This window comes from Thiovibrio sp. JS02, assembly GCF_053485635.1.
In genome coordinates this window covers 3,660,768-3,679,426 of sequence record NZ_CM130715.1, presented here as the reverse complement: position 1 = coordinate 3,679,426, position 18,659 = coordinate 3,660,768, and the positions used below count along the sequence as shown (strand labels likewise).

20 protein-coding genes and 1 tRNA gene are annotated in these 18,659 nt (G+C 58.5%); 14 read left to right on the top strand and 7 right to left on the bottom strand.

Going from position 1 to position 18,659, the window contains the following annotated elements; all coding sequences use genetic code 11:
• Window positions 1-787: 787 nt before the first annotated feature.
• The 14 genes from ACUUL3_RS16900 (at window position 788) to ACUUL3_RS16835 (ending at window position 15,024) form a co-directional block, all read left to right on the top strand.
• Window positions 788-1,861 (top strand): hypothetical protein, encoded by a 1,074-nt coding sequence (locus ACUUL3_RS16900; RefSeq protein ID WP_448553378.1) that lies wholly within the window; start codon window positions 788-790, stop codon window positions 1,859-1,861.
• Window positions 1,858-4,506 carry a cytochrome ubiquinol oxidase subunit I gene (locus ACUUL3_RS16895; RefSeq protein ID WP_448553376.1) on the top strand — a complete coding sequence of 883 codons (2,649 nt, stop codon included), beginning with the start codon at window positions 1,858-1,860 and terminating at the stop codon, window positions 4,504-4,506. Before ACUUL3_RS16900 ends, ACUUL3_RS16895 begins: the two co-directional genes overlap by 4 nt.
• Before the next feature lie 122 nt (window positions 4,507-4,628).
• Entirely contained in the window at window positions 4,629-5,300 is a 672-nt protein-coding gene (locus ACUUL3_RS16890) for a TIGR00153 family protein (RefSeq protein ID WP_448553374.1), read from the top strand.
• A gap of 24 nt (window positions 5,301-5,324) precedes the next feature.
• Window positions 5,325-6,644 carry an inorganic phosphate transporter gene (locus tag ACUUL3_RS16885; RefSeq protein ID WP_448553372.1) on the top strand — a complete coding sequence of 440 codons (1,320 nt, stop codon included), beginning with the start codon at window positions 5,325-5,327 and terminating at the stop codon, window positions 6,642-6,644.
• 179 nt (window positions 6,645-6,823) lie between these two features.
• Window positions 6,824-7,057, top strand: a complete 234-nt coding sequence (locus ACUUL3_RS16880) for a FeoA family protein (RefSeq protein WP_448553370.1) — start codon at window positions 6,824-6,826, stop codon at window positions 7,055-7,057.
• Window positions 7,058-7,073: 16 nt separating this feature from the next.
• Window positions 7,074-9,293 (top strand): ferrous iron transport protein B, encoded by a 2,220-nt coding sequence (feoB, locus tag ACUUL3_RS16875; protein ID WP_448553368.1) that lies wholly within the window; start codon window positions 7,074-7,076, stop codon window positions 9,291-9,293.
• Between the two features lie 11 nt (window positions 9,294-9,304).
• Window positions 9,305-9,475 (top strand): FeoB-associated Cys-rich membrane protein, encoded by a 171-nt coding sequence (locus ACUUL3_RS16870; RefSeq protein ID WP_448553366.1) that lies wholly within the window; start codon window positions 9,305-9,307, stop codon window positions 9,473-9,475.
• A 103-nt stretch (window positions 9,476-9,578) separates the two neighbouring features.
• Window positions 9,579-10,469 (top strand): selenium metabolism-associated LysR family transcriptional regulator, encoded by an 891-nt coding sequence (locus ACUUL3_RS16865; RefSeq protein ID WP_448553364.1) that lies wholly within the window; start codon window positions 9,579-9,581, stop codon window positions 10,467-10,469.
• Between the two features lie 92 nt (window positions 10,470-10,561).
• Complete coding sequence (locus ACUUL3_RS16860; protein ID WP_448553362.1) at window positions 10,562-11,368, top strand: 4Fe-4S dicluster domain-containing protein; 807 nt, start codon at window positions 10,562-10,564, stop codon at window positions 11,366-11,368.
• A gap of 87 nt (window positions 11,369-11,455) precedes the next feature.
• Window positions 11,456-11,532, top strand: a tRNA-Arg gene (locus ACUUL3_RS16855).
• Window positions 11,533-11,638: 106 nt separating this feature from the next.
• The gene (locus tag ACUUL3_RS16850) at window positions 11,639-12,637 is read left to right on the top strand and encodes a site-specific integrase (RefSeq protein ID WP_448553360.1); all 999 of its coding nucleotides are present in this window, start codon (window positions 11,639-11,641) and stop codon (window positions 12,635-12,637) included.
• A 121-nt stretch (window positions 12,638-12,758) separates the two neighbouring features.
• Entirely contained in the window at window positions 12,759-12,953 is a 195-nt protein-coding gene (locus ACUUL3_RS16845) for a hypothetical protein (RefSeq protein ID WP_448553359.1), read from the top strand.
• Window positions 12,925-13,386 (top strand): DUF2335 domain-containing protein, encoded by a 462-nt coding sequence (locus ACUUL3_RS16840; RefSeq protein WP_448553357.1) that lies wholly within the window; start codon window positions 12,925-12,927, stop codon window positions 13,384-13,386. Before ACUUL3_RS16845 ends, ACUUL3_RS16840 begins: the two co-directional genes overlap by 29 nt.
• Window positions 13,387-13,809: 423 nt before the next feature.
• Window positions 13,810-15,024, top strand: coding sequence for an IS256 family transposase (locus tag ACUUL3_RS16835; RefSeq protein WP_448550836.1), 1,215 nt, complete (start codon window positions 13,810-13,812; stop codon window positions 15,022-15,024).
• Window positions 15,025-15,051: 27 nt separating this feature from the next.
• Here the strand turns inward: ACUUL3_RS16835 and ACUUL3_RS16830 are convergent, their stop codons facing one another.
• From ACUUL3_RS16830 to ACUUL3_RS16800, 7 genes are all read right to left on the bottom strand, one after another.
• Window positions 15,052-15,312: a hypothetical protein gene (locus ACUUL3_RS16830; RefSeq protein WP_448553355.1), complete on the bottom strand. Its 261-nt coding sequence runs from the start codon at window positions 15,310-15,312 to the stop codon at window positions 15,052-15,054.
• A gap of 144 nt (window positions 15,313-15,456) precedes the next feature.
• Window positions 15,457-15,591: a hypothetical protein gene (locus ACUUL3_RS16825; RefSeq protein ID WP_448553354.1), complete on the bottom strand. Its 135-nt coding sequence runs from the start codon at window positions 15,589-15,591 to the stop codon at window positions 15,457-15,459.
• Window positions 15,592-15,616: 25 nt separating this feature from the next.
• Entirely contained in the window at window positions 15,617-16,789 is a 1,173-nt protein-coding gene (locus tag ACUUL3_RS16820) for a hypothetical protein (protein ID WP_448553352.1), read from the bottom strand.
• Complete coding sequence (locus tag ACUUL3_RS16815; protein ID WP_448553350.1) at window positions 16,786-17,091, bottom strand: hypothetical protein; 306 nt, start codon at window positions 17,089-17,091, stop codon at window positions 16,786-16,788. The genes ACUUL3_RS16820 and ACUUL3_RS16815 overlap by 4 nt, the downstream gene beginning before the upstream one ends.
• Complete coding sequence (locus ACUUL3_RS16810) at window positions 17,088-17,675, bottom strand: hypothetical protein (protein WP_448553348.1); 588 nt, start codon at window positions 17,673-17,675, stop codon at window positions 17,088-17,090. Before ACUUL3_RS16810 ends, ACUUL3_RS16815 begins: the two co-directional genes overlap by 4 nt.
• The gene (locus ACUUL3_RS16805; protein ID WP_448553346.1) at window positions 17,672-18,082 is read right to left on the bottom strand and encodes a hypothetical protein; all 411 of its coding nucleotides are present in this window, start codon (window positions 18,080-18,082) and stop codon (window positions 17,672-17,674) included. Before ACUUL3_RS16805 ends, ACUUL3_RS16810 begins: the two co-directional genes overlap by 4 nt.
• Window positions 18,083-18,114: 32 nt before the next feature.
• A complete protein-coding gene (locus ACUUL3_RS16800; RefSeq protein ID WP_448553344.1) occupies window positions 18,115-18,411 on the bottom strand; it encodes a hypothetical protein in 297 nt (98 codons plus the stop codon).
• Window positions 18,412-18,659 lie beyond the last annotated feature (248 nt).

The window sequence follows — 18,659 nt, the reverse complement described above, 5'->3', positions numbered from 1 at the left end:
CTGTCAAAACCGTTCTCAACGAATTTCCCCCTCCCCTCAGCCCGGGTTATCAACAGCGGCCAACCCCCCTTGCCAAGGGGATAATTGCCAGCTATCCCGCTAACAACGCATTTTTCGGCTACTTTCAAAAACCTCTTCAAAAAGCGCAAAATTTCGTACTTTTACCGACGCCCCCCGGTCGGGGTTGCTCATTTCATTAAGAACTAAACTTTCATCTTTTCTCTTCATATCTCTCGATTTCTCTCATTATCTCATTTTCTCTTCCCGACAGCTCCTGCTTTTCACCCCCCACTCCGGCATGAACCCGAACTTCCGATGTTTTCCCTCTCAGGGCTTTTTTTGCTTCCTGAAATAACACAAACTAATTTCAGGTAACACCGGGCCAGAGCCAGGCGCAGCGAGGGAACAAAGATAATTTCTCGTAATTTCATGCAGTTACACAACCCACCCACCGTCCCGCCGGAACCGCCCCCCTGATCCCCGCCCGGAATCATGGGGTTAGCCCGTTGTAAACCGGATTGCCAGAGGGAGAAGTACGACGGCAGCGGCAAGATCCGCCAGGGCAGGGGAAATTCCCGACCCCCGGCGAAAAATCCCGCCATACACGTTGACGCTCACCTCTTCCTGTGCCAGAATATTTCGTGCTCCGCGAAATCAGCGCGGCCAGGCCCCGGGCACAACGCGTTGCGAAGCGGATCCGGGGCGTTGCGGAATCGCGCCTTGCCAAGGCGTCCACATCCCGCTTTTCCCATGGAGTAACAGAACACCTGCCGGAAGGAGACCCGTCATGGACCCCGCCACCCTTATCCCGAGCCCCGACGCCATTCCCGTTCCCTGGGGATATTTCGAGTTCCTCCTGATTCTCACCTTTTTCGCGCACATCCTTTTCATGAACGTGATGCTGGGGGCATCCTTCATCGCCCTGGTCAGGGAAATACGCACCCCGGCTTCAGCGCCGCCGCCCTGCCAGGATCTTGCCAACAAGCTCACCCATACCATTGCCTTTGCCGTCAACTTCGGCGTGGCGCCGCTGCTCTTCCTGCAGGTGCTCTACGGACATTTCATCTATACCAGCTCCATCCTCATGGGCGCCTACTGGCTGTCCGTAATCGGCCTCCTGATCCTTGCCTACTACAGCGCCTACCTCTACAAGATGCGCCATGACCTGCCCGCCGGCGCCCGCAAAAGAACCCTGGCGTTGAGCCTCTTCCTCCTGCTCATCATCGCCTTCCTCTTTGTCAACAACATCACCCTCATGCAAACCCCGCAGGCCTGGACCGCCTATTTCAGCCGGCCGGACGGCACCCTGCTCAACCTGGCCGACCCCACCCTTGTTTCCCGCTTCCTGCACTTCATCGTGGCCTCGGTGGCGGCCGGCGGCCTCTTCACCGCGATTCTCGCCTTTTTTCAGAAAAAAAACGACGACCCCACGGCGGGAAAACGCCTTTCCACGGGCATGAAATGGTTTACCTACGCGACAATGGTTGAGGCGGGCACCGGCATCCCCTTTCTCTTTTCCATGCCGAGGGAGGTGCACCACCTCTTTGTCGGCGGGGCGGTTCTTCCCACCTTTCTCTTTGTCGCCGCCATGATCGGCACTTTCTTCTGTCTCTATTACGGGGCCAGGGAAAAGCTCTGGCCGGCAACCGCGGCCATGGCCGGCACGGTCCTCCTCATGATCCTGGTCCGCGACCTGGCCAGACAGGCCTATCTGGCGCCCTACTTCCACCCGGCCGACCTCGCCGTCAAGCCGCAGTGGTCTCCCTTCCTGCTCTTCCTGGTCATCCTCGCGGCAGGGCTTGCCACGGTCGCCTACATGCTGAAGCTCGCCGCCGGCGTCGGCAAGGAGGTGGGGCAATGAACTACCCTGTCTGGCAGCTCGATTTCTTCGGCGGCGGCCTCACCATCGCCCTCATGGCCATTCTGCACGTCTACATCTCCCATTTCGCCATCGGCGGCGGCCTCTTCCTGGTGCTGACCGAGATGAAGGCCTACCGGGAAAACTCCCCGGAGATCCTTGAATACACGCGAAGACATACCAGATTCTTCCTGCTCCTCACCCTGGTCCTGGGGGCCATCACCGGGGTGGGCATCTGGTTCACCATCGCCCTCATCGCCCCGGGAGCGACCTCGATCCTGATCCACAACTTCGTCTTCGGCTGGGCCATCGAATGGGTCTTCTTCATGGCCGAGATCGTTTCCATCCTCATCTATTATTATACCTTCGGCCGCATGGCGCGCCGGAACCACCTCATCATCGGCTGGCTCTATTTCGTCTTTGCCTGGCTCTCCCTCTTTGTCATCAACGGCATCATCGCCTTCATGCTCAGCCCGGGAGAGTGGCTGAACAGCGGCGATTTCTGGGACGGCTTTTTCAACCCCACCTTCTGGCCCGCTCTTTTCTTCCGCACCTTCCTCTGCCTGATGCTGGCCGGGCTGTACGGCTTTCTCACCTCCACGGCCATCAGGGAAGAAGGCCTGCGCCACACCATGGTGCGCTACTGCGCCACCTGGCTGCTCGCTCCCTTTCTGCTCTTCCTGGCCTCTGCCTACTGGTATGCGCAGAGCCTGCCGCCAGGCCCCAGGGCCTGGGTGCTGAACCTCGACTCCGCCATCGCCCCCTATCTCTCCTTCTTCATCTGGGGCTCCCCCCTGCTCTTCCTCGGCGGCCTCCTCATGGCCATCCGGCTGCCGCGGCTCGCCAAACAGACCCTGGCCGTGGTCCTGCTCCTGCTCGGCATCGCCTACATGGGCTCCTTTGAGTACATCCGGGAGGGCAGCCGCAGGCCCTTCACCATCGCCGACCATATCTACGCCAATGCCATTCTGGTCAAGGATCTTCCCGCCGTAGCCGAGAAAGGCGTTCTCGCCTCGGCCAAGTGGGCCAGCAAGGAGATCACCGCGGAAAACCGCCTTGAAGTCGGCCGGCAGATCTACAACATCTTCTGCGCCTCCTGCCATTCCATCGGCGGCCCCATTCGCGACATCAGGAAATTGAGCGCCAAGTACGCCTCCGTCTATGTCATGGAGGGCGAGATCAGCGGCCAGGGCAAGGTCATCGGCTGCATGCCGCCCTTTCCCGGCACCCTTGCCGAGCGCAACGCCCTGGCCACTTTTCTGGTGGAAGGCCTGCAGGGCAAAAAACAGCCCCCGGCAACGGCAAAGTTGAGCGCTCCGCCCCTGGCTCCCCTGCCCTTTGACTCGGACAGTTCGGAATATGTTCTGCTGGCCTGGAACAGCCTGGGCATGCACTGCATGACCGACGCGGATGCCTTCTTCAGCTTCCTGCCGCCGGCGAACGACCTGCGGGCGCAGTTGATCAGACGGGGCCCCAGCCCGGAAGTGGTCACCGATGGCGTGCTTCTCACCTACCGGGTGGAGCCGGGCTTTGAAAACCCGGCCGACAAGGTGGAATTCTGGAAATACCAGCTTCCCCTCTACGGCAGCCGGCAGCCGAACAATACCGGTTTAAGCGGCAACGGCCTGGCCGGCGCCATGACCCTCGACAAGGAAAGCAAGGCCTTTGTCGCCGACAAGGTGCCGGTGGTGCCCTACCCGGAGGCCGGCGGCTTTATGCCCTATCCGGCCTTCACCATCGAGGCGCGGGATCAGGCCACCAACGCCCTCATCGCCTCAACCCGGATGATCGCCCCGGTCTCCACGGAAATGGGCTGCAACAACTGCCATGGCGGCGGCTGGAGCAAGGAGGTGGCCGGCATTTCCCCGGTGCCGACCAGGGATTTCCTCACCGTCCACGACCGTTTCAACAAAACCGATCTCCTGGCCTCGGCCAGGGCCGGCAAACCGGTGCTCTGCCAGAGCTGCCATCCCGACCCGGCCCTCGCCGCGCCGGGCAATCCGAAGCTCCTCAACCTGCCGGCGGCAATCCACGGCTGGCATGCCAACTTCCTGACCGGCCGCGGCGCCGAGGCCTGTGCTCTCTGTCATCCCAATGACCCCCAGGGCCACACCCTCTGCCTGCGCGGCATCCACAACGATCTCGGTTTTACCTGCATCAACTGCCACGGCACCATGGAGGATCACGCCCTTTCCCTGCTGCTCGCCGAAAAAGCGGCTGGCAAGCCCGGGGCGGCAAGGCTGATGAAGCATCTCAAACCCAGGATGGCGGCAAGTCTTGAGGAGATCAGGCCACGCACCCCCTGGCTCAACGAACCGGATTGCCTTGCCTGCCACGTGAATTTCTCCCCGCCGGAAACAGACACCGCCTTCAATGTCTGGACCAGGGACGGCGGTGCGCTCTACCGCAACCGACACGACGAGTCGGGCAGCATCCATTGCGCCGCCTGCCACGGCAGCCCGCACGCCATTTATCCGGCGACCAACCCCTACGAGCGGGAACGGGACAACTTCGGCCCCCGGCAGTATCAGGGCAACCCCTATCCCATCGGGGCCAACCGAAACTGCAAGGTCTGTCACACCGTGGACATGGAAGACGAGATGCACCACGCCAACTCCCTCGGCATGATGCGCAACGTCCGGGAATAGCCGGTCGGCCGCAAGCGGGCAAAGCGGCTTGACTTTTTGGGTTGCATGCGGTACCTTCGCCCCACTTTTCAAGGCAAAGTGGGGCGTTTCTTTTCTTTTTCACCTGAAAAAAGGAGCCGACAATGAGTCTTATCTCTGATCTGTTCGGAAAATCCCCTTTTGGCCCCCTGGTCGAGCACTCCAAGAAGGTGCACGAATGCGTGGAATTGATCAAACCGTTGATGGATGCCCTCTTTCGCGAGGATTACGAGGAGATTCACCGCCTGCAGGATCGCATCGCCAAGCTGGAGTACGAAGCGGACTGCATTAAGCACGATATCCGCGAGCAGCTGACCAAACGCTACTTTCTGCCGGTGGACAAAGTCGACCTGGAACGCTTTCTCCGCAGGCAGGACCGGATTGCCGACTCTGTCCAGGACGTCGCCGTCATCCTCCTGATCAGAAACACCAGGATCCACCCCTCGCTGCATCCCCAGTTCCACAATCTCGTCGAGCAGATCTTCCAGGTAACCGGCCTTCTGCTCAACGCCGCCGTCGAGTTTCAGAATCTCGCCGAGGTCTCCTTTGCCGGCGCCGAGGCCCGGGTTGTCTTGAACCTCCTCAAGGGCATCGGCGAGGAGGAGTGGAAGGCCGACCGCCTGGCCCGCAGCCTGAGCCAGGCCCTGTACCGGCTGGAGGGCGAGCTTGATCCCCTCACCATCATCTTTCACGAAAAAATCATCATCGCCCTGGGCTCCATCGCCAACGAAGCTGAAAACGCCAGCGATCTGCTCCGGAACATGCTCGTCCAATAAAACACCAGCCAGACGAGAGGAGTGATGGATATTCTCATTATCGCCGTTGCCGCCCTGCTCGGCCTTTACATGGCCTGGAACATCGGCGCCAATGATGTGGCCAACTCCATGGCCGATGCGGTGGGCTCCGGGGCGCTCACCGTGAAACAGGCCGTCATCCTGGCCGGCATCTGCGAATTCGCCGGCGCGGTCCTGGTCGGTTCCCATGTCACCGACACGGTGCGCAAGGGCATTGTCGACCCGGACATGCTGGCTGCCATGCCCGATTTGAGCGCGGCCGACGCCGCGGCCCTGCTGGTCATCGGCATGACCGCCGCCCTGCTCTCCTCCGCTTTCTGGCTGCATTTTTCCTCCTGGACCGGCATGCCGGTCTCCACCACCCATTCCATTGTCGGCGCCATCGCCGGTTTCGGCGTCGTCGCCGCGGGCTGGCAAGCGGTGAACTGGCACAAGATGAGCCAGATCGTGGCGAGCTGGTTTATTTCCCCGGTGGCCGGCGGCATCCTCGCCTTTATCCTCTTCAAGTTCATCAGCCACGCCATCCTCATGCAGGACCGCCCGGCCAGGGCGGCCATCAAATATACGCCGCCCATCGTTTTTCTCATGGCCGGCGTCGTCACCCTTGCCACCATCTACAAAGGGCTGACCCACGTCATCAAGGACGTGCCCTGGATGAACGACAATGTCGCCCTGGCCATCGCCCTGGCCATCTCCATTGCCAGCTGGATTGCCTCAAGCCGGCTGATCAGGAAAAAACTCCTCGGCAAGGAGAAGCTCCCCATCCCCCAGCAGCTTGCCCTGGTGGAGGAGGTATACACCCCCATCGTCATCGTCAGTTCCTGCGCCGTCGCCTTTGCCCATGGCGCCAACGACGTCGCCAACTCCGTCGGCCCCCTGGCCGCGGTGGTGCACATCGTCAAGACCGGCTCCGTGGAGATGAAGGTGGGCGTGCCCCTCTGGGTTCTCATCCTCGGGGGCGGCGGCATCATTTTCGGCCTTGCCACCTTCGGCTACAAGGTCATGGATACCGTGGGCACCAAGATCACCGAGATCACCCCTTCCCGCGGAGTGGCGGCGGATCTGGCCGCCACCGCCACGGTCCTGATCTGCACCCGCTTGAAACTGCCGGTTTCCACCACCCACACCCTGGTGGGCGCCATTCTCGGCATCGGCCTGGCCAGGGGCCTGGGCGGCGTCAATCGCGCGGTCACCAGGAAGATCTTCGGGTCCTGGCTCTTCACGGTGCCGGCGGCGGCAGGCCTCTCCATGCTCCTCTTTCTCTGCGGCAAAGTTTTCTTTTTCGACACCATCAAGGCCGTGATCCTGGCAAACGGCGGTTTCTGAGTCCGGGGCAGAATCCCGCGTTCCGCATTGTTTCCAGGCGGCCTTTTTTTCTTGCCTAAAAGTTAGGAGTGCTTAATTTTATTTCATGTCCTAAAAATGATATTGACTTCTTAACAATCAGCTTCTATTATGGCATCGTGTTTCAACCCCGTGAACAACCGTTTTCAGATGGAGAGAATATGCCCAGGCTGCTGCTCAGAGAGATGAAAAAAGGTCAATCAGGCACCATAACCGCGGTGAAAGTGGGCGGCGAGCTCGGCCGGCGCATCCGGGACATGGGGATCGTCCCCGGCACCCGCATCACCATCCAGGGCCGGGCCCCGCTCTTTGATCCGGTCGCCATCCGGGTCATGGGCGGCACTCTGACCCTGCGCAACAACGAGGCGGATCACATCGAAGTGGAAGTCGCCTGACCCCAAAGGACAAGACATGAACAAGCCCGTCACCATCGCCCTGGCCGGCAATCCCAACGCCGGCAAAACCACCCTCTTCAACACCCTCACCGGCTCCCGCCAGCATGTGGGCAACTATCCCGGCGTTACGGTGGAAAAAAAGGAGGGGACCTACACCCTGGCCAGCGGCGAGGAGATCAGAATCGTCGATCTGCCCGGCACCTATTCCCTCACCGCCTATTCGGTGGAAGAGGTGGTGGCCCGCGACTATCTGCTTCAGGACAAACCCGAGGTGGTGATCAACATCATCGACGCCGCCAACCTGGAGCGCAATCTCTATCTCACCAGCCAGCTTCTGGAGCTGGGCGTTCCCATGGTCATCGCCCTGAACATGATCGATGTGGCCAAGGACCGCGGCATCAGTATCGACACCGACAAGCTCGCCAGCCTCCTCAACCTGCCGGTGGTGCCGATCATCGCCCGCTCCGGCAAGGGCACCGCCGAGCTGATCAGCGCCACCCTCGCCCTGGCGCAAAGCCCAAAAACCCGCGAACCCCTGCTCATTTCCTACGGCGAGGACATCGACAGCGCCCTCAGGGAGATGGGAGAGCGCATCGCGGCGGCCTCCTTTCTGGCCGAGACCTATTCCCCCCGCTGGCTCGCCCTCAAATACCTGGAGGGCGACAGCCAGATCATGGAAAAGGGCCGCCGGGAAAACCCGATTCTCGACAGCGAGCTGCTGAACACGGTCAACGCGGTCACCAGTCACCTGCGGAAAACCATGGAGACCTATCCCGAGGCGATCATCGCCGACCAGCGCTACGGATACATCAAATCCGTGCTCCGCCAGGAGGTGGTAAGCCAGAAGTTTGACATGGACCGCCTCTACGCCTCGGACAAAATCGACAAGGTGCTGACCAACCGTTTTCTCGGCCCCCTGATCATGCTGGCCGTGCTGTTGGGCCTCTACAAGTTCACCTTCACCTTCAGCGAACTGCCGGTGGCCTGGCTGGAAGGATTTTTCGGCTGGCTCTCCGCCCTGGCCGACCAGGCCCTTCCCGATGGCAACCTCAAATCCATGCTCACTTCCGGCGTCATCGACGGGGTAGGGGGGGTTCTGGGCTTTGTGCCGCTCATCATGTTCATGTTTTTCGGCATCGCCATCCTGGAAGACTCCGGCTACCTGGCCCGGGTCGCCTTCATGATGGACCGGGTCTTTCGGATGTTCGGCCTGCACGGCAGCTCGGTGATGGCCTATATTGTTTCCGGCGGCATCGCCGGCGGTTGCGCGGTGCCGGGGGTCATGGCCACCCGCACCCTCCGCTCGCCCCGGGAACGGCTGGCCACCCTGCTCACGGTCTCCTTCATGAATTGCGGAGCCAAGCTGCCGGTGCTGGCCCTGCTCACCGCCACCTTCTTTTCCCAAAGCCAGGCGCAGCTGATGTTCCTCCTGACCCTGCTCGCCTGGGCCGTGGCCCTCATCGCCGCGAAAATCCTCCGCCTCACCGTGCTGCGCGGCGAATCCACCCCCTTTGTCATGGAACTGCCGCCCTACCGATTTCCCACCTTCAGGGGGCTGATGATCCATACCTGGGAACGGACCTGGCAGTATATCAAAAAGGCGGGCACCGTCATCCTGGCCATCTCGATCCTGATCTGGGTCATGATGAGCTTTCCGGCCCTGCCGGCAGGGGAACAAGCGCGCTTCAGCCAGGAACGCCAGGCCGTGCTGGCAACAGCCGCGCCGCAGCTGCTGGATGAGCTTGCCGCCGCGCCGGAGACGCTCTCTCCGGAAACAGCGGCCGTCAAAACCAGGCTGGCCGAGATCGCTGCCGCCGAAGCCGGCAGCGCCCTGCGCCACTCCCTGGCCGGAAGGATCGGCATCGCCATGGAAAAGGTCAGCTGGCTCGCCGGCTTTGAATGGCGCACCAACATCGCCCTGTTGGGCGGCTTTGCCGCCAAGGAGATCGTGGTCACCACCCTGGGCACCGCTTACTCCCTCAGCGCCACCGACGAGGACAACACCCCCCTGGCCGAGACTCTGGCCGCCGATCCCCACTGGAATCCGGTCATGGCCATGGCCCTGATCGTCTTCGTCATGTTCTACGCGCCCTGCTTCGTCACGGTGGTCTGCATCTCCAGGGAATCCGGCTCCTGGAAATGGGGCCTCTTTTCCATCTGCTTCAACACCATCTTCGCCTTCAGCCTGGCCACCCTGGTCTTTCAGGTCGGCACGGCCCTGGGGCTTGCCGGCTAAAGGAGTCCGCCATGTGGGACAACATCCTCCTCTTCCTCATCATCGCAACCTGCGCCTTTTTCATCGGCCGCCGCCTCCACCGGCAACTGAGCGGCAAGAGCGCGGGCTGCGGCGGCTGCACGGGCTGCGCCAGCCCCGGCAAGGAATCCGGCCCCTGCGGTTTTCCGGAGAAAAAAGGATAAGCCGGCCGCCCGCCCCGGCCCACTCCTTGCCCGTTGCCACAAGCCGGCAAATCGGGTATACCGATCCTTGTCATCCATTACCGCAATAGAAGGATCGCCTGCCATGGACCTGCACCGCCTGGAAGTATTCTGCAAGGTTGTCGAACTGAAGAGCTTCACCAAGGCCGCCGAGGCCATTTTCCTTTCCCAGCCCACGGTGAGCGAGCATATCCGCAGCCTGGAAGAAATGCTGGGCGAACGGCTGATCGACCGCCTGGGCCGGGAGGCTCTGCCCACCCAGGCCGGGCGCATCCTCCACCGCTACGCCCGGAAAATCCTGCGTCTGCGCCAGGAGGCCCTGCAGGCCATCGAAAGCTACAGCGGCACCCTTTCCGGCCATCTCTACCTCGGGGCCAGCACCATTCCGGGCACCTATATCCTGCCGCAAGCCATCGGCGCCTTCAAAAAACTCCATCCCGCCATCCAGATCACCCTTGCCATCGACAACTCCCGCACCGTGGCGGATGGGGTGGCGAACGGCGACACGGAGTTCGGCGTCGTCGGAGCCCGTTGGAGCGACCCCTCCCTCGCCTGGCAGGAAATCTTCAACGACGAGCTGGTTCTGGCGGTCTATCCTGAACACCCCTTTGCCAAACTGAAGGAAGTGCCGGCCGAAGCGCTGGCGGGCGAACCGTTCATCATCCGCGAGCGCGACTCCGGCACCCGCAGGGTGATGACCCAACTCCTTGAAAAACATCTCGATCTCGCACGCCTCCAGATTGTCGCGGAGATGGGCGGCACCGAGGCGGTCCGCCAGGCCATCAAGGCGCGGATCGGCATCGCCATCCTCTCCCGCCGGGCCGTGGCCGAGGATATCGACCACGGCGCCCTCGTGGCCGTGCCCATAAAGGGCCTCCGGCTCCTGCGGCCCTTCTATCTGATCACCCGCAAAAACCGGCAGCTCGCCCCCATCTGCGGCGCTTTCATCTCCTTTCTGGTGGAGCGGCGGGCATAAAACCGGCTTGCCGCAGCGGGCGTTGACTTAGATCAAGGCGGCTTGCCCGCTTTTCCCGCTACCATGGGCAAAAACCTGAAACGAGGAAACCGATGGAATGGGATAAGGATGCCGAGGAGGCCGTGGCCCGGGTGCCATTTTTCGTGCGCAAACGGGTGAGGAAAAAGGTGGAGGCCGAAGCGGCCCGGGCTGGCGCCAAGCGGGTAAACATGGCCCAGGTCCGGACCTGCCAGCAGCGCTTCCTGCGCAACCAGGAGGCGGAGCTGAAGGGGTATCAGCTTGAGACCTGTTTCGGCCCCGGCGGCTGCGAAAGGCGCATCGACACCGGGGTGGATCTGGTTCCGCGCCTGGAAACCCTGTTGGCCGGCCACCAACTCAAGGAGTTCATGAAAAGCCGGGTGGCGGGGCCGCTCAAAATGCACCACGAGTTCCGGCTCACCATGGCCGACTGCGCCAATGGCTGCTCCCGGCCGCAGATCGTCGATATCGGCCTCATCGCCGCAGCGCTGCCGCAATGTTCCGGGGCGCCCTGTTCCGGCTGCGGCGCCTGCCAGGACGCCTGCCCGGATGCGGCCATAACCCTGCATGATCCGGCCGCCGGCCCGGCAATCGATCCTTGCCGCTGCCTGGCCTGCGGCCAGTGCGGCAAGGCCTGCCCCACCGGCGCCATCGCAAACCGCGACACAGGCTTTCGCATCCTGCTCGGCGGCAAGCTCGGCCGCCACCCCCAACTGGGCCGGGAACTCGCCGGCATCTTCAGCCCGGCCGAGACCCTGGCCGTGGTTGCACAATGCCTGCTCCATTTCAAGGCGGAAAACCAGAAGGGCGAACGCTTCGGCGAGATTCTGAACCGGACCGGTCTTGCCTTTCTCGCCCCCCACACCCCCAGGGGCGCCTAAAACCCGGCGGCAGCCCCCCAGGATGCGCCCGGCGATATTCTTGTTGCCGAATGTATCTTTTTGCGTTATAAAAGCAAACTCATTCAGGCGCCCGTAGCTCAGCTGGATAGAGTGTCGGACTACGAATCCGCAGGTCGCACGTTCGAATCGTGCCGGGCGCGCCAGAAATATCAAAGGGTTTCAGCCGATCAGGCCGAAACCCTTTTTTTATTTCTTGTATTTTTGCTCCAATTTTGCTCCACTGGATAATAAAAAACGGTGGAGGGAAAAATGGCATCAATCAGAAAGCGAGGCCCCTACCAATGGGAAGCGAGGGTTAGAAAGAAGGGCCACCCTGTCCAGTGCAAAACATTTGAAACCAGAACCGAAGCCGAAGACTGGGCTAAAGCCATCGAAACAGAGATGAGGCAAGGCCTCTTTGTCTGTAGAAAAGAGGCAGAAAGTACCACCTTGAGCGAAGCTCTTGACCGTTACGCCAGGGAAATTACCGTTAACAAGAAAGGTGCCCCACAAGAGCTGCAACGAATTCAATCTTGGAAGCGCCACCCCCTTTCCCTCCGGTTCATGGCCTCCCTTCGAGGTGTCGATTTCGCGCAATATCGAGATGACAGGCTATCAGAAGGCAAATCCTCCAGCACTGTCAGGCTAGAGCTCGCAATCATATCCCACTTATTCAATGTTGCCCAGAAGGAATGGGGGATGGAGAGCCTTTCGAACCCGGTGCAGGCAATTCGGCTTCCTTCCGCAGGAAAGGCCAGAGACAGACGATTGCAAGGCAACGAAGAAGAGAGACTACTTACAGCATGTAGCGCTTCTCGTAGCCCCGCCTTAAAAGAAATTGTCATTCTCGCTATCGAAACTGCCATGAGACTAAGCGAACTTCTATCCCTTCAGTGGCGTTATGTTGACTTGGGAAAGCGGATCGCCCACCTGCCGGACACCAAAAACGGTGATAGCCGCAACGTACCACTTTCGTCCCGAGCGATCGAAGTACTCCGGCGTCGGCCGCGCTCACTCAAGGATGATCGAGTTTTTTTTGAGTGGAAAAAAAATTGGAGCTTCGAGAGTTCCTGGCGGCGCGCATTGCACCGGAGCAAGATAGAAGATCTTCATTTCCACGACCTTCGGCACGAGGCAACCAGTCGGCTATTCGAACTGGGGACTATGGACATGATGCATATCGCAACCATCACCGGCCACAAATCCTTGGCGATGCTCAAGCGGTACACCCACCTCAAAGCGGAGGACCTGGCAGCGAAGCTTGGATAGGCAATCTTTTGAAATGTGCTTGCGCACGATATTGACAATTTGATAGGCTTATAGTAAGGTCTTATGCCTTCAAATTTATTTTCTAACCCCCAGCCGATCACTGATTTACAAGGTGAACGATATGACATTCTTACAAAATATAATGATCGGGGCTGGCACTATTGTTGATATTTTCCCGAAAACAGAGCCACGTTCACGGCGTTTTTCCAGCATCAGCCGGACTGACAGTGAGGCAATCCGACATGATTTTGAAATGGTAGGGCGGGATATCATGAAGGTGGCTTTGGATGTCAGCAAAGAAAAAATTAAAAAATAACTTGGCAACTCAAAACCATTCCCAGTCTCCAGCTGTATCCAAAAAACAAATTACTACAGAGCATCAAATTCTCCAGGAAGCCTTTTCCGGACCTATCCCTTCCCCTCGTGTTCTCACAGAATATGAGGCGTTATCTCCCGGTTTAGCCGATCGCATTGTTCAGATGGCAGAAAAAGAAATGAGCCATCGCCACACACAAGAAGCTCTCGCGATCAGTGCAGGGATCGATTTCGATAAAGAACGAATTCTCGAAGCGCGTATTGGGCAGTTTTTGGCATTCGGCGTAGTTATTTGTGTTTTAGGTGTATGTGGGTACCTCGCCACCCATGGAGCTCAGACAACCGCGAGTATTCTTGGTGGTGGAACAATCGGAAGCCTTGCCATAGCATTTATCAAGGGAAAAGCGCACTCCGACCCACCTAAAGACGACTAGGAGAACGTCCTTCGCTTGGCGTTCTCCGCCTCCCTGCCCAAAAAAGGCCACCCGGGGCAGAGTCCAGGCAGCCCAAAGCAACCATTACGGCACCATTTACCGTTTCCACCTTGCACCAGCCTTGCGCTATGCGCGCAATCAAGAGAGCACGGCTGCCTTCCCCACGGAAAACTACGCTTTGAAGAGGGAGAAGGGGATCCCCAAAAGAGCTTGCAGCTCATTCCCTTTCTTCGTCCCAATCCCGTCCTGCAGCGCTCCGCGCACCTCGGGGCATACGCCCCTCACTCTATGATGATGCCGCCAGGAGGCGGCGCGATCAGTTATTCTTCTCTGCCACTGTATTTTTCAGCGAGGGTGTAAAAAGGATTGTGTAAATGGCCATTCCGGGGGTAGAAAAGTTCGCCCCCAACCAAGGAGAGAGATATGGCCATTTCCAAAGAATTGCTTGACCAATTAATTGCGGATTACAAAAAGCCGGAAGACCTGATCGGCGAGAACGGCATACTGAAACAACTGACCAAGGCCCTGCTGGAGCGGGCCATGCAGGCCGAGATAACCGATCACCTCGGCTATCCCCGGAACGCTCCGGCTGGGAAAAACAGCGGCAACTCCAGAAACGGCAGCTACAAGAAAAAGCTCAAGGGAGATTTTGGCGAGATTGACGTCGCGGTTCCCCGTGACCGGAACGGCTCCTTCGAGCCGATCATCGTTCCCAAGGGAGAGACCCGCTTCAAGGGGTTTGATGACAAGATCATCTCCATGTATGCCCGTGGGATGACCACCCGTGATATCCAGAGCCATCTGGAGGAGATTTACGGCGTTGAGATTTCACCGACCCTGATCTCCCAAGTGACCGACGCCGTCACGGAAGAGGTCCGGCTCTGGCAGAACCGGCCATTGGAAGATGTTTACCCCATCGTCTATCTGGATGCGGTGCGGATCAGGGTCAAGCACAACGGCCAGATCATCAAGAAGGCCGTCTACCTGGCGATTGCCGTGACGATGACTGGGGTGAAGGAGGTTCTCGGCATGTGGGCCGCCGAGACCGAGGGCGCCAAGTTCTGGTTGGCCATCCTGACCGAGCTGAAAAATCGGGGCGTGAAGGATATCCTGATCGCCTGTGTCGATGGGCTCAAGGGTTTTCCGGAGGCCATCGAAGCGGCGTACCCCGCCGCCCAGGTCCAGTTATGCATCGTGCACCTGGTGCGGCACAGCCTGAATTTCGTTTCCTGGAAACAGCGCAAGGAAATGGCGGACGACCTGAAGGAGATTTACAGCGCCCCGACCGTAGAACAGGCCGAGGCAAACCTGATCAGCTTCGGGGAAAAATGGGATGCTACCCATCCTCGGATAAGTCAGTCCTGGCAGAACAACTGGCAGCGAATCATCCCGTATTTTGCCTATCCTCCGGAGATCCGCAGGGTGATCTATACGACCAACACCATCGAATCGTTGAACATGTCCCTGCGCAAGGTCACTAAGAACCGGGGCTCTTTTCCGAATGACGAGTCGATGTTCAAGCTGCTCTATCTGGCGCTGACGAATATTTCGAAACGATGGACGATGCCGATCAAAAACTGGAAATCGGCGCTGAATCAATTCAGCATCATGTTTGAAGACAGGCTGCCGGAATTTTGATCACAAAAAACATTTACACAAAATTCTTTACACGCCCGCGGACAGCGCTTTTTTCCAGGCTTTTTCAAGAATTTCGTTTTGTTTTTCATCCTGAGCCAGGGGATGATCTGGGGCGATTTCTTCAAGGACGGCAGACAGAGCACGGTGAAGTTCACGGCGGGCCGCAGCTTCCGCCCGGCTCTTTTTTAGTTCTTTAAGGGCATCTTCCAGTTTTGCTTCCAGCTCACCAACTTCACCGGCATAGGCGAGCGACTGTCCGAAGAAGAAAGATCCAAGCGGGCTACTCATATGTTTTATCTCCGTGTGGTGAGTCGATTAATATCCCATATCTTACCACGTATTAAAACAGGGCCGCTAATTTTTTACGACACCATGAGAAAGGACAGGTCGCCTTTTTTAATTTTGCGTGATATCCGTCTTAAATCGTCCTGCCTATGAGGCTAATGGAGGCAAGCCCATCGACCACCGAAAAAGAACTGCCAGGATGAGCCAGTCCAAAAAATCGGCGTTTTGGGCCGGGTCATTAAAAATTTCTACCTTCATTTCTTCAAATTTCTTCATTTCCATGATTCTCTCTCCTTTGGTTTCTTGATTATTTTTTTGTGGGCGGAACACTGGTTGCTGTCCGGTATTGAGCATCGATCTGGCCGCCGTTTGCCTTCACAAGTTCAGTAAGTATCCCGGCAAGAAGCATCTCCTGTCGCTCCTGCCGCAATTCCTGGCGATGCTGCATTTCGATCAGCCGCGCCAGCATGAAGGCGGTTTCCCGATTTACGGCAGCTGGCGAAGCGGCCAGCATCTGGGAATACCATTCGGGGTTGTTGGCCCGGCGATCCACTTCAGCCTGCTGCAGCATGAAGTAACTTGCCTGGCCCGATTTTATTGCATCATCAACAGCCTTCGGCACACTTACCCCTCCCATCTTTGCCCAGATGTTACGGATGTGATCTGCCAGCGGTACCCCATCGGCTTCAGCCGGTGCCCGCCAGGCCATGGCCTCGGTGAAGGCAGAAGCGGCAAGGCCCAGCTTTGCCTGCTCTGAAAGCCGCATAGCTTCATAAGCCCTTCCCTGATCGGTGTTCTCCAAGTTGCCGGGCAAAACCGGCCGGGGCAGCGGTTGCACGACGTTGCTGGAATACGCCCTTGCAGCCTCTGTCTGTTGTTGATTGAATACATAGCTCTGGTTGCCAGGCAGGCCGGCGCCATGTGTCACCGATCGCGGGTCGATGTCAGCATCCTGCATGGAGGACACGGCGGAACAGCGTTTCTGTTCCACATCAACAGGGCTACAATACTTTTCACGGTGCCGGGAGTACGTCGTATAAGTGGCGGAGGCCGGGGAACTGGTGTTCAGCCCCCGCCGGCGAAATCCGGCATGCTCGATTGCCGCCGTTCTTGACGCGCTTCTGGCGACTGCTCCGGCCACCGAGGCGGTAGACATCGAATCACAGGGATTTGGCGGCAGGATCCCATAGTCTTGTCGTGCCCGTGCAGCGCTCTCTGCCCCGGCCAAAGCTACCCGCTTTTTGTCGCGATTGTCGGCCACGTCGCCGGCAACCCGGGTGGCCTCCCCCTTGATGGCATCCGCGCTGGTGGCAATGGCCTCTTTTAGATTTCTTTGGGAATTTTCGATTGCCCCCACAATATTCCCGGCGGCTGCGTTGATCGCGGCCACTTCACCACAACACCCAGCCATGGCGCTATTCCCAGGGGACAAGATGGCGAGCAACGCCAGGTATGCCGCGTATTTTTTTATATTTTTCATTTTGCCGGCCTCGTGAAGGTAAACATTTTTTCTTTAGGGCTCGCCGCCCGGCAGACCGGATCCGTCCCACCGTAGACAGCGCATTTGCAGTTGCAGGTTTGAGAGGTTTCTTTCTTAAAAAAAGTCCAAACCTCCGTCGGTCCCGTTTCGGGGAAACACTCGCATTCGCAATTTTCTTCCCAGCCGCCGGGGCCGGTGATCATCAGGTTCATTTTTTCCTTTTTCGCTTCCTCGGCAGCCTGCGCCTGCCATGCCAACCCCAGAATCGCCATTGTCAATACTGCACAGATTGTCTTCTTCATTTGAATATCCCCCGAATGTAGCCTGGTATTTCGCTGATTGAGTCCTGTATGGCGCCGCCTGATGACTTTTTCACGGTCACGTCCGCCGCCGGGGCACTGACCGTGTTGGGCTGGTAGACCCCAAGCTGGTATGATCCCGGCAAGCCGACCTGTGCACCACCGATGTTGCCAGGCAGCATAACGCCTTGCCGCATGGATCCCGCCGCTTGATTGTAAAGCGAATCAGTGGTGGTACATGCCGCTTGACTGACTCTATCCAATGCTTGCTTTGCCAGATCATTGACCGACGGAATGCCCAGCATGCCGGCGACCTTCACGTCCTTGTATTTTTCCAGGCAGTTGGAGCTTGAGGCGTTTGCCGCGCCGGGCCTACCCGGTTGTCCCGTGGTGGTGCCGCCACCCTCCAAGGTTGCCGCCGAGGCCTCGGAAAATTCTTTAATTTCCCTGTCCCGTGCGTTTTGCGCCATCTGCTGAGCCTGGGCCATCAGATCAGGGCGGATCGAATCGCAATCGGCGGCCAGGGCCTGCGTCGGGGAACTGCCAAGAAGAACTACCATTGCTGAAATCTTGATGATTTTTTTCATACGACCTTTACTCCTTCTCTTTCTCGGGCATGCAAAAGCATGGCCCTATCCCTGAGGTAAATATGACTGGCAATCATGACGAGTAGCGCCCAGAAAAGGGATAAACCCGGGTGAGATTTGGAAGCCAGAGCCCAAAAAAGAGCAAAACCCGTAAAACCAGTCAAAATTTTTCTATCCAACAGATTCACTGCGTGTTCCGGCCTCGACAAATAAAGGAAATCGCTGTCCAGGTTCAGCCACACCCGCCAGGCTTTTTTTGCTTTCCGCCAGCCCCACCCTCCGCCGGCGACCAGGGCAGCCCCTGCCACCAGGGCTGCCGGATGCAGAGAAAAAAAAGGGCTGCTGATTCCGGCCAGCATTGCCGGCCAGGAAAAAAGATAGAGGATTTTTATAAGTGTTTTTTTCATGCTTTCTCCTTCTTGTTTTCCGAGTTTTGTTGTCAATCGGTCCCGTATTCGAGGCGATGGCTAGCTATTATCCAGAGATGACTGTCGTCGTCTTTCTCGGACTGGATTGCGATTTGGGCGAGTCCGGAATTGTCAGGAAGCATCACATATAGATTCACATCCGACAGCGCATATTTCCCTCCAGGACCGCCGAGAACGGGGTGGAAGGGATCCCGGTCAAAATCGATCTCGACCGGAAAAGGAGTTTGCTTTTTTGTGATGGGCGAAAATTGGGCCTGGCCAAAGCGGCGACTTTGTTTTCTAATTGTGGCGTAGATCATTTTTTTCATTTTTTCCCCTTTGTTTTTTTGTGGTTCTTCCCCTAAGGAAAAACATCTTTTCACCCCCTCCCCTCACCCCTAAGGGGGAGGGGGTGAAAAGATACAGACCCCGGCTCGCCGGCTTCCGCTGCAGTTCAAAGTTTGCCAGATCGGCACGGACTTACTTCCGGCGGGGCGAGGGAGCAGTGGGCGTGACAGGCAAAGCCTGGCGCGACCTCTGCCGCCCTGTCCGGCCACTACTCCAAAATCCCGGAGGG

Bases quoted from the DNA above. Each gene is read 5' to 3' on its own strand.
- ACUUL3_RS16885 (WP_448553372.1), top strand. From the start codon at position 5,325: ATGGATATTCTCATTATCGCCGTTGCCGCCCTGCTCGGCCTTTACATG.
- ACUUL3_RS16850 (WP_448553360.1), top strand. From the start codon at position 11,639: ATGGCATCAATCAGAAAGCGAGGCCCCTACCAATGGGAAGCGAGGGTT.
- ACUUL3_RS16825 (WP_448553354.1), bottom strand. From the start codon at position 15,591: ATGGAAATGAAGAAATTTGAAGAAATGAAGGTAGAAATTTTTAATGAC.
- ACUUL3_RS16890 (WP_448553374.1), top strand. From the start codon at position 4,629: ATGAGTCTTATCTCTGATCTGTTCGGAAAATCCCCTTTTGGCCCCCTG.
- ACUUL3_RS16860 (WP_448553362.1), top strand. From the start codon at position 10,562: ATGGAATGGGATAAGGATGCCGAGGAGGCCGTGGCCCGGGTGCCATTT.
- ACUUL3_RS16880 (WP_448553370.1), top strand. From the start codon at position 6,824: ATGCCCAGGCTGCTGCTCAGAGAGATGAAAAAAGGTCAATCAGGCACC.
- ACUUL3_RS16835 (WP_448550836.1), top strand. From the start codon at position 13,810: ATGGCCATTTCCAAAGAATTGCTTGACCAATTAATTGCGGATTACAAA.
- ACUUL3_RS16870 (WP_448553366.1), top strand. From the start codon at position 9,305: ATGTGGGACAACATCCTCCTCTTCCTCATCATCGCAACCTGCGCCTTT.
- feoB (WP_448553368.1), top strand. From the start codon at position 7,074: ATGAACAAGCCCGTCACCATCGCCCTGGCCGGCAATCCCAACGCCGGC.
- ACUUL3_RS16810 (WP_448553348.1), bottom strand. From the start codon at position 17,675: ATGAAAAAAATCATCAAGATTTCAGCAATGGTAGTTCTTCTTGGCAGT.
- ACUUL3_RS16900 (WP_448553378.1), top strand. From the start codon at position 788: ATGGACCCCGCCACCCTTATCCCGAGCCCCGACGCCATTCCCGTTCCC.
- ACUUL3_RS16815 (WP_448553350.1), bottom strand. From the start codon at position 17,091: ATGAAGAAGACAATCTGTGCAGTATTGACAATGGCGATTCTGGGGTTG.
- ACUUL3_RS16830 (WP_448553355.1), bottom strand. From the start codon at position 15,312: ATGAGTAGCCCGCTTGGATCTTTCTTCTTCGGACAGTCGCTCGCCTAT.
- ACUUL3_RS16840 (WP_448553357.1), top strand. From the start codon at position 12,925: ATGTCAGCAAAGAAAAAATTAAAAAATAACTTGGCAACTCAAAACCAT.
- ACUUL3_RS16845 (WP_448553359.1), top strand. From the start codon at position 12,759: ATGACATTCTTACAAAATATAATGATCGGGGCTGGCACTATTGTTGAT.
- ACUUL3_RS16800 (WP_448553344.1), bottom strand. From the start codon at position 18,411: ATGAAAAAAATGATCTACGCCACAATTAGAAAACAAAGTCGCCGCTTT.
- ACUUL3_RS16895 (WP_448553376.1), top strand. From the start codon at position 1,858: ATGAACTACCCTGTCTGGCAGCTCGATTTCTTCGGCGGCGGCCTCACC.
- ACUUL3_RS16805 (WP_448553346.1), bottom strand. From the start codon at position 18,082: ATGAAAAAAACACTTATAAAAATCCTCTATCTTTTTTCCTGGCCGGCA.
- ACUUL3_RS16865 (WP_448553364.1), top strand. From the start codon at position 9,579: ATGGACCTGCACCGCCTGGAAGTATTCTGCAAGGTTGTCGAACTGAAG.
- ACUUL3_RS16820 (WP_448553352.1), bottom strand. From the start codon at position 16,789: ATGAAAAATATAAAAAAATACGCGGCATACCTGGCGTTGCTCGCCATC.